This window comes from Flavobacterium daemonense (assembly GCF_007341385.1).
Taxonomy (GTDB): Bacteria; Bacteroidota; Bacteroidia; order Flavobacteriales; family Flavobacteriaceae; genus Flavobacterium; species Flavobacterium daemonense.
Genome location: NZ_VJYD01000001.1, coordinates 24,670 through 38,991, shown reverse-complemented (window position 1 = coordinate 38,991; position 14,322 = coordinate 24,670). Strand labels below are relative to the sequence as shown.

The window sequence follows — 14,322 nt, the reverse complement described above, 5'->3', positions numbered from 1 at the left end:
TTGATGCTATTTTAGTTAAAATCGTTATAAACTGGCGTGTTCAAAGAAACTATTCTCCAGTTGTCTGTGTACACTCTTACAGAAGTTGCTTTGGCTGCAAATTCGACTTCGCTTGCAGTTCCTGTTACATCTTTAAGCTTCACATTTGAGTTTTCGAAATAGATTCCGAAGTTCTGATAAGTTGCTGCTTCGCGGAAAGCCAAAACAGTTTCAAATGTATATGCATCTTTAGACCAAGCGTAGAATTTGTTCAACGGAATCGTAACTGTTTTCCAGCCTGTTGTTTTAAAATCAACTGATTTTCCATCAACAATCCACGGAACATAATTGTAAACAGCACCAGCCCATTCTCCTCCATTAAAATTATTGATCATACATATTTTTAAGAAACCAGAATCTTTCCAAGCATCTGGAACATAAACATCAAATTGAAATGCAACTTTGTCCAATGGCGTACTTGCCGGAATATAAGGCGTCAATTGCGCTCTCCAATTATCTACTCCGTTTCCTGCTGTCCAAACTTCTGAAAGGCGATTTTTTCCAGCATCAAAAGAAGCGATACGAGCCGGACGATGCGGTACATATTTTCCTTGAGAAACATTCCCTGTTCCAATTGCAGCCGATTCTAAATCTGTTGGCTGAATCATACTTGTACTTGTTCCCCAATATCCGTGTTGTCCTAGTCCGTCAAAATTTAAAAGGACTCCTTTTTTAAAGTTGAAATAAGCAGGAGAATAAACGCCTCCGTTTGAACCTTCAACAAATAATGAACCTCCATTGTCCGAAACGCCGTTTGGCATTGCAACTGTAAAGAATTCTCCGTCAGGATCTGAAACAATTCCGGTTGTAACGGTAACGTTTCCTGGGAAAACTACTTTTTTAACTTCGGTCAAACCAGAACCTGAAACGGTAATAATTTCACCAGGATTAGGCATTGTATTCGAAATATCTGTGATTGCAGGTTTTCCTGAACGAATATCAAAATTGAAAGTCGTTTCAGTATTATCATTTACAAAACGAATCGTATTTCTTACAGCAGGATCGGCATCAATTGTTGGTGTATCAGATGAAACGCTCAGAATCATCGAATTATCAGAAACAAAAACAACATTAAAATACGTTGAATACCCGTTTATAAAAACTCTTCTTAATCCCGTAAATCCAGAACCTTCAATACGCAATGTTTGTCCTAATCGGGCAAAAGTCACTTCTCTGTCAGGAACAGATGAATTTACATCTTCCAGAAATACTTTGCTTATCACTATTTGTTTACTCGCGCCGTCATTATTATCACAGGCAGTAAAAAGCATGCTAAAAACCATCATCCCAAGAAATGCGATGGGTGCCCAATACTTTTTATTTAAAATATATTTCATATAATCTTCTTTTAGATTTATTATTTTCAGTCTGATTAGAATAAGTCTTTGATTTTTTCTTCTGTAAATTGATACGGAACCGGATTTTCTCTCAACAACGGATTCTGAACCAATTCTGATTCTGGATAAGGAAGCAAGAAAATCGTTGCATCAATTACTCCAATCGAGCGCGAACTGTTGCTTTTTGAAGCATCAATTGAAACTGTATTTGTTGCAGTATCATATAAAATTGGTACGATAGTTCCTCTATTTTGAGCCGTTACATAATTTATTACTTCCTGTTGTTTGTAATACGATCTGCGAACTAAATCATACCAATATTGACCTTCCATACATAATTCTACTCTTCTTTCGTGAATAATATCAGCATATGTCAAAGTTGCTTTTGGATCAAGTCCAGCACGCTGACGAAGCAAGTTTACACCGCTGATCGCCAATGCATCTGCAGTTGAAGCATTGTTTCCTAAAGCCGCTTCTGCATAATTCAAATACACTTCGCCTAAACGCAGCATGTAAGTATTCAAGCCTGAGTTCATACGCGTTGTTTTTGAATTGTCTTTTGTAGAACCAACAACACCTTTTTTCACTGTCAAGAAATCTTTTGAGTGATCAACTGTATAACCGCCGTTTGATTTGTTTATTTCTGGGTAAAAATCGTCATCACCCATCCAAGTTGCTTTACGGCGTGCGTCTTTTGACTCATATTCTTTCAGAACATCATATGAAGCTCTTGTCCAATAACCCCAAGCTGCATCGTCGCCCGTAATATCAGAACCTAATGCAAAATAGGCTTGTTGTGTATTGTTTACTCCGTAATCTCCGTTTGGAACCCATTGAAGCGCAAACATCGATTCTGTATTATTGTTATTGTCAATTTTGAATAAATCAGCATAATTTGCCATTAATTTATATGGTCCAGAATTGATTACTTTTTCAGCTGCTTTTTTAGCCAAATCAAGATATTCTTGTTTTCTAGTTCCGCTGTTTGGATTATCGCTCACACCAGAAAAAGACAAATAAACACGAGAAAGCATTCCGAAAGCGCTGTATCTTGTCAAACGTCCTGCTTGTCCAGCCTGCTCAGGAAGATATTTTGCAGCAAATTCTAAATCGCGAATCGCAAATTCATAAACATCTTTCATAGGGCTTTTGTTCACAATTGGGTTTTTAACCAATTCTCTCGGGTCAGTTGTAATAATCGCATCGCCCCAAAGTGAAGCCAAGTACCAATAAGCCGTTCCTCTCATAAAACGAGCTTCGGCAATGTATTTGTTTTTGATTGCCGTACTTACGCTGCTGTCTGAAATACCGTTTATAACGTTATTTGACTGTTGTACAACATTGTATAAAGATCCCCAAGCCGAAACTAAAGGTCCTGTCAATCCTGTTTCAGATAAATCGGTAAAAGGATAAACGTAGTCAGAATACGGAGCGTACAAATTGTCTGAGCGTCCGTCGCCTAAACCATAGTAAAATTTATCGTTGAAATCGAACCAAACTTTATTGTAAAGTGGTCCAGTCGCAGCTTGAAAATCGGCCTCCGACTTATAAAAATTTTCTTTTGTAATTTGATCTTGGGGTTCAACATCTAAAAGATCACTGCAACTAGTCCAAACAAATGGTAATGCGATCAAAAGAACCGAGTATAATATTTTTTTTGTTTTCATTGTCTGCAATATTTTAGAAATTAACATTTAATCCAAGTGTTGTAATCATTGGCGAAGGATAACGTCCGTTGTCAATACCTGTTAAAAGTGCATCTTGGTTTAGCGAACCCACCTCAGGATCATACCCTTTATATTTCGTAAATGTTAAAACATTTTGAGCATTTGAATAAATTTTGATATTCGAAATTCCGTATCTAGAATACAATTTCTGTGGAAGATTATATCCGATAGAAATATTCTTAACGCGTACATACGAACCATCTTCTACAAATCGGTTGCTGAAACGGTAATTTGATGATGAAGAAGCAGATGATGCTGCAATTCTTGTCATGTAAGGATCGCCGCCAACAATGTGTACGTTACGGTAATCGTTTGGTCCTGTTGGGTCAATCAATTCTAATTGTGCATAACCTAAAGCCGATGTCAATAAGTTTGTATTTTCTCTAGGATTTTCCAACCAACGTCTTTGGTAGTTTACAACGTCATTTCCATAAGAACCTGTCAGCAAAATACTAACATCAAAACCTTTGAACGAAAATGAGTTATTGATACCGAAAGTAAAATCAGGATTTGCGTTACCAATATAATCACGGTCTTTTTCGTTAATTACACCGTCTTTATTGACATCTTCAAAAATATAATCACCAATCCAAACGCCGTTTTCACCAATTTTCATTCCTTCTGGCAAAGCGGTTGGCTGCACTACTCCGTTTTTATCTTTATAATAGAAATCAGTAGCGTTTTCAAAACGTCCAATTACTTTATATCCATAGAATTGACCAATTGGCTGTCCAACTGCAGTACGTGTCACAACAGTAACATCTGAACCTTGTTGAATACTTTTGTTCAAAATTCCGGTTTCTGTATTCAATGAAAGTACTTTGCTTCTGTTCATTGAGAAAGTAACATTTGTTCTCCAAGAAAAATCTTTTCTGTCCATGTTTAAAGTATTCAGAGTAAACTCAATACCTTTATTTTCAAGCGAACCAACATTTACCCAAGGAGATGAAGTTGAACCTTGTCCTGTTGTACCAACATACGCTGGAAGAGGCAATTGCAAAAGAAGATTATCTGTCTTTTTATAGTAAACATCTGTAGTCAATTCGATTCTGTTATTCAAGAATCCTAAATCAAGACCAACGTTTGTTTGGCTTGAAGTTTCCCATTTCAAATCTTTGTTCGCTGTATTTGCTGCCAAAAGTCCAGTTCCCCAATTTGTTGCCGAAGCATTGTAAGTTGATGTATAAGCGAAGTTTGGTACGTTTTGATTACCTACTTCTCCCCAACCCAAACGCAATTTCATGTTGTTGATTACTTTGCTGTCTTTTAAGAATGCCTCATTTGAAACTTTCCAAGCCAATGCAGCTGATGGAAACCAGCCCCATCTGTTATCTTCTGTAAATTTAGAAGAACCGTCACGACGAATTGTTCCTGTTACTAAATATTTATCGTTGAAAGAATAAAATACTCTCGCAAAATAAGAGCTTAGTCCGCTTGTGTTGCTTCCGTTTGAGTTTTTAGCTGTTGTAGCGTCGCCGGCATTCAAATCAGTTGCGCCGTTTGTCAAATATCCAGAACGGTAGCCGTAAAGATTTTCCCAGTGTGATTCCTGCATTTCCTGAGAAAGCATTGCGTTGATAGTGTGTGAACCAAACGTTTTATTGTATGTCAAAATATTGTTCCAGTTCCAATAATCGCTGTTTGATTTTGTTCTTGTTCCTTCGCGAACGTCATTTACAAGCGCACCAAAAGTATATGATGGGCTAAATGTGTAGTTGTTTGCAAAACTATAATCTACAGAGTATTGTGATTTGAATTTCAAGTCTTTAGTAAAACTGATTTCAGCATACGTACTTGCTCTCATATTATAGTTTATGTTATGATTGTCTTTGATTGACGCTAATCCAATTGGGTTGTTTTGTACGAATTCCGTTGTATCTGGACCGTCAAAAGTTCCGTCAGCGTTACGAACTGCAACGTTTGGAGTTTGTTTAAGCGCTGTTAAAATCAAAGAATCATCTGTAACGGTTGTTTTTTGGTTTGTCTTGCTCAATGCAAAATTCACTCCCACTTTAAAATAGCTTTTTACCTGAGAATCGATAACACCTCTTAAGTTAAAACGGTCAAAACCAGAACCTATCGCAATACCTTCTTGGTCTAAATAGCCAATTCCCAATGCATAAGTTGTATTGTCTGTACCCCCAGAAGCAGATAAATTATAACTCTGCATCAAAGCAGTTGTAAAAAGTTCTTTTTGCCAATCCGTTCCTTCTCCTAATAAATCAGGTCTGATGAAGGTATTGTCACGCTGCACAATTCCTAAATCAGCACGTGTATTTTTAAGTATTCCATATTCTTGTAAATTAAGCAAATCCAAGTGTTTCGGAATTTCCTGCCAACCTACATAGCTATCAAAATTAAGCGCCATGTCTCCTTTTTTGCCACGTTTCGTTGTAATGATGATTACCCCGTTTGCCGCTCTTGATCCGTAAATTGCGGTTGCAGAAGCATCTTTTAAAACATCCATCGAAACGATATCATTCGGATTGATTGATGCCAACGGATTTGACATTAGTGCACTTGCAGTACCGTCAATAATTACACCGTCGATTACATATATAGGTTCATTTGATCCATTAAGTGAACTGATTCCACGAATACGAACTGAAGAGCTCGCTCCCGGCGCACCACTGTTTGCCTGAATTTGAACCCCGGCTACACGCCCTTGCAAAAGCTGATCAACTGTCGTAGTAACTGATTCTGCTACTGCTTTACTTGAAATAGATGAAATCGCACCAGTCAAATCACCTCTTTTCATCGTTCCGTACCCTACTACAACAACTTCTTTCAAGTCATTTGAATCTTCTTCAAGGGTAATATTTATTTTGGTTTGATTTCCAACCGTTACTTCTTTGGTTTTGTATCCAATAAAACTGAAAACCAAAACTCCGTTTGATGGCAATGTTGAAATCGTATAGGCTCCATCAAAATTTGAAACTGCATTGACGTTTGTTCCCTTCAGAACGATATTAACTCCTGGTATTGGTCCATTTGCATCTGAAACTACTCCAGATACGGTGGTTTGTGCATTTACCGCAGCAGAAAATACGAACATCAGGAATAGGAGCCCTAGATTTTCAAAGTATTTCCATTTGCTTTTAGTAATTAAATAGTTAGTCATAAATGGTTGATTTAATTAGTTAATAGTATGGTTAGTTGGTTATTTTTTTTAAACACTTATTAGGACTTTATTTGAATCATAATGAAAGCCAAAATAAATCTTTGTTTGAACAAATATATATAAAATACAACAACACACAACCGGTTGTGCAATTTTTTTATTTGAATAATTAAAAAAATTATAGTTTAAAAAATACATAATGCAAATTTTATGATAAAATTTTGAATTTTTAACAATTGAAGCATGAGTAATAACGAAAACGTTGTAGATAAATTTATGTTTTGCCAAAAAAACTAAAAAAAATACAAAAATTAAATTTTACTTTTTTTTGATTTTCCACTTACAAGATTATCATAGAGTAAACTGTAAGTAAACTTAATGTTCTTTGAGCGCATCATTGCAAATTAATGCTTCGCTATTTTATTCAGAAAAATTAACACAAATGAACAATCGGTTGCTTACAAAAACAAAAAAACTCCCGTAATACAATCTTACGGGAGTTTTTTCTTTGCTTTAAATAAGTTTATGAAGTCAGTAATAATCTAGGGATTAATTACTTAAATATTCTGTTCTTTTTTATTTTCTATCTGAAGATTCTCTTATTAGCACTTCAGTATTTAAGAATGTAATTTCCTGTACTTCGCTTTCTTTGAGGGATTTTAGATTTTTTATAATGATTTCAGCTGCTGCTTTCCCCATTTTTTCTGCTGGATGTGTAATAGTAGATAAATTAGGATCAATAATTTCAGAAATTGGGTCATTATTAAAACCGATAACCGCCAATTCTTCAGGAACTTTGATTCCTCTTTTCTTTGCTGTCTGCACGGCACTTGCTGCTATGATATCTCCCGAAGCAAAAATACCGTCCGGAATTGGCTTCAAATCAAATAATTTATTGCTTGCCTTTACACCATCTCCATATGTAACCGACTTTAAGTCAACTATCAATTCTTCAATTATAGGCAAATTGTGATCTCTTAAAGCTTCCATGTAACCTCTTTTTCTTTCATTATAAAGGTTTCCGAATTCGGCACCAGCGGTTAAATGCGCAATACGCAGACAACCTTGCTCAATAAGATGCTTTGTGGCTTTATATCCAGCCGAATAGTTATCAATTACAACTCTAAAAGTATTATAATCCTTCGGAACCCTGTCTACAAAAACAAGCGGAATATTATTATTTGAAAACTGCTCAAAATGCGCAGTATCTCTCGTTTCCATGGCCAGCGAACAAATGACACCACTTACACGATTGCTGTATAAGGATTTGGCCATATTAACTTCTTCGGCATAGGAATCGTGCGACTGCATAATAATTACAGAATAGTCCGATTTTTGCGCCGTGATTTCGATACCACTAATTAAAGATGATAAAAAGGGCTGTGTAACTGTCGGAATCAAAACGCCAATCGTTTTTGTTTTATTTCCACGCAGTCCTGCCGCCAGAGTATTGGGAACAAACCCCATTTCTTTAGCCGCTTTTTTGACTTTTTTTATTGTTTTATCACTTATTGAATGATGATCTTTTAAAGCTCTTGAGATTGTAGATGTCGCTAAATTCAGCTTTTCGGCAATATCGTAGATCGTTACATGTTTATTCTCTTCCATAAAATAAATAATATGAGATGTAAATATAAGTTATTTTACAACATTATGCTTGTCTAAAAAAATCATCCACTATTACTAATGGATGTATTTTTTTTATGTTTCTCCTCTAATAACGAAAATTGCTCGCAAAGACGCAAAGTCGCAAAGTCTTTTCTTTCATTGAGTTTATTAATTATCTAAATTTCTAATTATCTAATTATCTAATTATTTTATTCCTCATACATTTCCATCCAAAGGCGCGTTTCTTCAAGATCCAGTTCTTTTTCTATCTTTCTGAAAATCTCTTCATTTACTGAGCCATTTTTGTGCATCAATTCTAATTTTGCACGCTCAACATTAAGCAGATCAATCTGTAATTTCGTAAAATCATTGAAAATCTCCCCTCCCATTACATTGCCTTTTCCGAAGAAATTTGCCGGAAGTTCAGTTTTCTGCAAACGGTTAAATTTTACTTCATATTTGCTTTTGATATTATGAAGCAAATCATCATTTAATAGCGAAAAATTATCTTCAATATGTGCAATAGTTTCTGAAACAATCACATTCCGAATTTCATATTCTTCGGCCAAAATAGAATAAGGTTCTAACTTTAATTTTTTAATAAGCCACGGAAGTGTTAATCCCTGAATTACTAATGTAGAAAGTATTACGCAGAAAACCAGATAAATAATAAGGTTTCGAAATGGAAATCCTTCTTTTTCATTCAACATTAATGGCAAAGCCAATGCTGCAGCCATTGACACAACGCCACGCATTCCTGACCAGCCAAAAATAATCATGTTTCGGTAATCAAATTCTTCATTTTGGCGGATTTTTTTGCTGAGGAATCTCGGAACCAATGTCGCCGGAATAATCCACAAAAAACGCACTAAAACAACTACGGCACTGATACTTGCGCCCCATAAAAACAAAGAAGTTCCCGAATAGTTGCTAATTCCCGAAATAATATCACGAAGCTGCAGACCTATTAATATAAAGATCAGTCCGTTTAATATATTGGTCAGAATATTCCAAATTGTTCCAGCCATCATACGGCTTTCGTGCGTGAAAATACTTCCAGATCTCGCCGAGAGAAAAAGTCCCGTTGTTACCACTGCAAGAACTCCCGAACATTCAAAATGCTCAGCAATTAAATAGGAGGCAAAAGGCGTTAAAAGCGTCAAAGTCGCTTCAATAATATCATCACAGACAAATTTCTTGTGAATAATACTCATTACATACCCAACCAAAAGTCCGATTGCAACTCCTAAACTCGACATAATGAAGAAATTAAGTCCAGCTTCCCATAACACAAAGTTTCCAGCGATTATGGCGGTTAATGCATATTTGTACGCTACAAGTCCGCTCGCGTCGTTGAGCAAACTTTCGCCTTCCAGAATGGCAATCAATCTTGGGTGCAATCCAAGTCCTTTTGTAATCGAAGTTGCAGAAACAGCATCTGGAGGCGAAACAATAGCGCCAAGCAAAAATGCTAACGGCCAAGAGATATCATCTATAAGCATATGTGCGGCAACAGCGACAGCAAATGTAGTAAACAAAACAAGTCCCACGGCAGCAAGCGTAATTGGGCGAATCGTTTTTTTAAACTCGTACCAGCTTGTGTACCAAGCTGCATGATATAAAAGCGGTGGCAAAAAGATAATAAAAACCACTTCTGGATTTAAAGCGACAACAGGAAGTCCAGGAACTGCACTGATGGCTACACCGCAAAGTACCAGTACGATAGGAATTGGAAAATTATATCTTTTGCTTATTAAGCTCAAAAAAGCGACTCCAAACAGCAACATTATGATTACAGTAATATTCTCCATTTACAGATTGTTTTTGGTTTTCAAATTTTATTCCAATCCTAAAACTTTGGGACGGGATTGGGAAACGGCTACTAAATTAATATTTAATGATTATTATCTTCTTTTTTGTTTTAGAAATAATTTTAAAATGAAATTAAACTTTTATCCCCTTTATAGGTCTTATAAAAGCTGAATGAGATAAAAAAACTCTTAAAATATGCTTAAGAGCAAAGTTTCTGAGCCAAATAAATTGATTTACTGATATTAATTTTTACATTTGCGTTATTTTTATTTATTCTAAATAGAATCGTTTTCACAAATGATTTTCATCAAAAAGAACAAACAAATCTTAACGTACTGAAAAACAACAAATACCAAAATATGAAAAAGAATATCTTTCTTTATTTGGCATTAACTACCGCTTTTTTCGTTAATGCACAGCAAAAAAATACTTTATTAGATGCTTCATTTTGGAAAACCACTCCAGATGTAAATACAGTTAAAGCTGAAATCGCCAAAGGAAATAATCCGGCTGAAGCCAATGCAAATGCTTTTGACGTTACAACATTAGCGATCAATAACGATGCACCTTTTGCAACTATAACTTTCCTTTTAGACCAACCAGGAAATCCAATCAACAAATCTACGCACGATAATCGTATTTACCTTCATTGGGCTGCTTACAGAGGCAATACCGAATTAGTTCAGTATTTAATCTCAAAAGGATCTGATGTTAATTTTGAAGACAGCCACGGCACTACGCCTTTAGTTTTTGCTGCGACAAGCGGACAATCTGATCCGGCGCTTTATGAGGCTTTCTTTAAAGCTGGAATTGATCCGAAGAAAAAATATAAAGACGGAGAAAATTTATTGCTTTTAGGCATCGCATCTGACAAAGATTTAAAACTTGCCGATTTTTTAACTACAAAAGGTCTTTCGCTTAAAGATACCGACAAAAACGGCAGCACTGCATTTGATTATGCAGCTAGAACAGGAAATATCGCGCTTCTGAAAAAATTATTAGACAGAAAAGTAAAACCTACTGACAACGCACTTTTGTTTGCAACACAAGGAAACCGCAGAGAAACAACTTCGCTTGACGCATACAAATTTCTAGTTGAAGATTTGAAATTAAAACCAACTGTAACTAGTAAATCGGGGGAAAATGTACTTCATTTATTGGCCGCAAAACCAAACCAGAAAGAAATCATTGCGTACTTCCTTTCAAAAAATGTGGATGCAAACAAAGTAAACAGCGATGGAAATGCGCCATTTATGCTTGCTGCGGGAGCTAGAGAAAATGGTTCGCTTGAGATATTATTGCCTGTTGCAAAAAACATCAATTTGCAAAATCCAAAAGGAGAATCGGCATTGACAATGGCAGTTAAATCTGGAACTCCAGATGCTGTTGCTCTTTTATTAGCAAAAGGCGCTGATGTAAAAGTTTTGGATAAAGACGGAAACAATTTAGGTTTTTACTTGGTACAAGCTTACAAACCAGATCCTAAACAAGATACTTTTGATGCAAAAGCAAAATTATTACAGGAAAAAGGCTTGAATCTTGCTTCACCTCAAAAAGATGGAAGTACTTTATATCATTTTGCAGCAGCGAAAAACGATCTTTCTTTACTGAAAAAATTAGCTGTTTTAAATATTGATGTAAATGCTAAAAACAAAAACGGAATCACAGCACTTCATAAAGCTGCGATGGTCGCAAAAGACGATACGATTTTAAAGTACTTGCTTTCAATTGGTGCTAAAAAAGAAATCACAACTGAGTTTGACGAAAGTGCTTACGCTTTAGCTAAAGAAAACGAGTCGCTTACAAAACAAAATATATCAATTGAATTTTTAAAATAATTTTTTTTTGTGAAATGTAATATGTGAGAAATGAAAAGTAGATTTCGAATTTTTACTCATTTTTTCACATATTACATTTCACATATTACATTTCACAAATAACAATTAATAATTAAAATGAAATCAATATTCAAAATCGCACTTACTGCAACACTTATCTGCCTTATTTCTTTTCAGTCTAATGCGCAAACAAGCAAATATAAATGTATGCTTCAAATGGCAAATTATATGGGAGAAGGCGCATATATCGTAGTTTCTTTAATCAATCCAAAAGGCGAATACGAGAAAACTCTTTATGTAATGGGCGATGATAAAAAATGGTACAAATCATTGAAAGAATGGAACAAATTTCATACTTCAAAAGGTGATGATGTTAGCGCTATTTCAGGTGCGTCAGTTACTGGAGGCGACCGCAGTGTTACCACTTTTGAAATCGATGATTCTAAATTGAATAAAGGTTATAAACTACGATTTGAGTCGGCTGTTGAGGACCAAAAATATTACGTAAGTGATCTTGAAATTCCATTGACAACAGCTGGTCTTGCTGATAAAACTGAAGGAAAAGGCTACATCAGATATGTAAGATTAAACAAAATTTAATACCTTACATTCCCAATTTACATTTGATTACCTTTTAGCTTTCATTCAATGACACTTTCTTTTTGGCGTTACACACACTTAGCCTTGGCTTTGTTTTCTTCTTTGTTTTTACTGCTGGCATCCGTAACTGGAATCATTTTGGCTGTAGATGCTGTTCAGGAAAAGACTTTGCCATACAAAACAGAAAATTTTGATTCATTGACTCTTGGTCAGACGCTTCCTGTTTTAAAAAAGAAATATGCTGAAATTACAGAAGTAAATATCGATTACAATCAATTTGTAACACTTCAAGCAATTGATGATGATGGAAATGACATCAACGCTTATATTGATGCAAAAACAGGAAAAACGCTAGGAACTCCTGCAAAAAAAAGTGAATTTATCCAATGGATTACAAGTCTTCACCGCTCTTTGTTTCTTCACGAAACGGGGCGTTTTTTTGTTGGCGTAATTTCGTTTTTATTGTTTCTGATTGCAATTTCAGGATTTATGCTTGTTTTGAGCCGTCAAAGAGGAATTCGTAATTTCTTTTCGAAAGTAATCAAAGAATATTTTGCGCAATATTACCACGTTGTTTTTGGAAGATTAGCTTTAATTCCGATTTTAATTATTGCGCTTACAGGAACTTATCTTTCTCTCGAAAGATTCAACTTTTTCATGGGAGATGAAAAGCCAAAGCCTGTAAAAACAGAACTTTCGGCGGAAGCCAAAAAAACTTCTGTATTTGAAAAAACGCTTTTGAAAGATGTAAAGAAAATTGAATTTCCTTTTACAGATGATCCCGAAGAATATTATATCATTGAATTAAAAGACCGCGAAATTGAAGTTAATCAAGTTACAGGAGCTATAATTACAGAGAAGCTTTCACCAATGACGGTTCAGTTAGCAGCTTTAACTCTTGATATTCATACTGGAAGAATAAATGCCATTTGGGCGGTTATTTTAGCAATCGCATGCCTTAATATACTATTTTTTATTTATTCTGGTTTTGCGATTACGTTAAAACGAAGAGCGAGCCGAATTAAAAACAAATTCAAAGCTGCCGAAAGTTCGATCATTATTTTAGCGGGGTCTGAAAACGGAAGCACGTTGCGTTTTGCCAATTCGATTCTGAAACAATTAATCGATCAAGGACACAAAGCGCATATTTCGGAACTAAACAATTATACAGTTTTCCCAAAAGCAGAACATATAATCGCTTTTTCTTCAACACACGGTTTAGGCGACGCACCATCTAATGGAGGAAAATTTGTTTCGCTATTAAAAAAACACAATCAGGAACAGAAAATCAATTTTTCTGTGGTTGGTTTTGGTTCAAAATCGTATCCTGACTTTTGCGGTTTTGCCGTTGAAATGGATCAGCTTTTAGAAAAACAAAACTGGACGGAGCGTTTCTTGGAATTGCAGACTGTCAATGATAAATCGGCGGTAGAATTTGTAGAATGGGTGAAATTGTGGAGCGCCAAAACCGGAATTTCATTGGCAACTACACCTTCGCTTTACAGTCATGTTCCAAAAGGATTGCAGAAATTAATGGTTTTAGACAAAACTTTAGTTTCTGAATCAGAACAGACTTTCTTGGTGACGCTGAGAGCGAATGCAAGAACCAAATTTACTTCTGGAGATTTATTGGCAGTTTATCCGGCAAATGACAACAGAGAACGCCTCTACTCGATTGGAAATCATACTGGAAACATACAATTAGTTGTTAAACTTCATCCGCACGGATTGGGTTCTGGTTTCTTAAATAATTTAGAAGTCGGGAAAGTTATAAAAGGAAGAATCATCAATAATCAAGCTTTTCATTTTCCGAAGAAAACATCAAAAGTGGCTTTTATTTCTAACGGAACTGGAATTGCGCCATTTCTTGGAATGATCAAACAAAACAAGAGAAAAACTGAAACGCATTTGTATTCTGGATTCCGAATGGAAACGGAAATGGTTTCTGGCTACAAAAAATTCGCATCGGAAATGATGGAGAAAAAACTGCTTCAAAATTTTCATTTGGCCTTTTCGCGTGAAGCAGAACATTTTTATGTAATGGATTTAATAAAGAGAGATGCTAGCTTTTTTGTTGATTTATTAAAAGAAAATGGCACTATCATGATTTGTGGTTCGCTTGCAATGCAAAAAGATGTTGAAACTATTTTAGATGAATTATGTCTTTCAAACGGACTTAAAAACGTATCTTATTATAAAAATAACAGACAGCTTTTAACTGATTGCTATTAAAATATTTA

8 protein-coding genes are annotated in these 14,322 nt (G+C 35.4%); 3 read left to right on the top strand and 5 right to left on the bottom strand.

Translation table 11 applies throughout. The annotated features are described in order from the left end of the window. Window positions 1-11: 11 nt before the first annotated feature. The 5 genes from FND99_RS00145 to FND99_RS00125 all read right to left on the bottom strand — a co-directional run bounded on the left by FND99_RS00145 (window position 12) and on the right by FND99_RS00125 (window position 9,643). Window positions 12-1,376, bottom strand: coding sequence for a glycan-binding surface protein (locus FND99_RS00145; RefSeq protein ID WP_144335978.1), 1,365 nt, complete (start codon window positions 1,374-1,376; stop codon window positions 12-14). A gap of 35 nt (window positions 1,377-1,411) precedes the next feature. Further along, a complete protein-coding gene (locus tag FND99_RS00140; RefSeq protein ID WP_144335977.1) occupies window positions 1,412-3,043 on the bottom strand; it encodes a RagB/SusD family nutrient uptake outer membrane protein in 1,632 nt (543 codons plus the stop codon). 13 nt (window positions 3,044-3,056) lie between these two features. Then, the gene (locus FND99_RS00135) at window positions 3,057-6,224 is read right to left on the bottom strand and encodes a SusC/RagA family TonB-linked outer membrane protein (RefSeq protein WP_144335976.1); all 3,168 of its coding nucleotides are present in this window, start codon (window positions 6,222-6,224) and stop codon (window positions 3,057-3,059) included. A gap of 576 nt (window positions 6,225-6,800) precedes the next feature. Further along, window positions 6,801-7,832: a LacI family DNA-binding transcriptional regulator gene (locus FND99_RS00130; RefSeq protein WP_144335975.1), complete on the bottom strand. Its 1,032-nt coding sequence runs from the start codon at window positions 7,830-7,832 to the stop codon at window positions 6,801-6,803. 209 nt (window positions 7,833-8,041) lie between these two features. Continuing rightward, the gene (locus FND99_RS00125; RefSeq protein WP_144335974.1) at window positions 8,042-9,643 is read right to left on the bottom strand and encodes a Na+/H+ antiporter; all 1,602 of its coding nucleotides are present in this window, start codon (window positions 9,641-9,643) and stop codon (window positions 8,042-8,044) included. A gap of 360 nt (window positions 9,644-10,003) precedes the next feature. Here FND99_RS00125 and FND99_RS00120 point away from each other — a divergent pair, with 360 nt between their 5' ends. From FND99_RS00120 to FND99_RS00110, 3 genes are all read left to right on the top strand, one after another. Further along, complete coding sequence (locus FND99_RS00120; protein WP_144335973.1) at window positions 10,004-11,482, top strand: ankyrin repeat domain-containing protein; 1,479 nt, start codon at window positions 10,004-10,006, stop codon at window positions 11,480-11,482. 117 nt (window positions 11,483-11,599) lie between these two features. After that, entirely contained in the window at window positions 11,600-12,082 is a 483-nt protein-coding gene (locus FND99_RS00115; RefSeq protein ID WP_144335972.1) for a DUF2271 domain-containing protein, read from the top strand. Window positions 12,083-12,130: 48 nt separating this feature from the next. Further along, window positions 12,131-14,314, top strand: a complete 2,184-nt coding sequence (locus FND99_RS00110) for a PepSY domain-containing protein (protein ID WP_144335971.1) — start codon at window positions 12,131-12,133, stop codon at window positions 14,312-14,314. The last annotated feature ends 8 nt before the right edge of the window (window positions 14,315-14,322 follow it).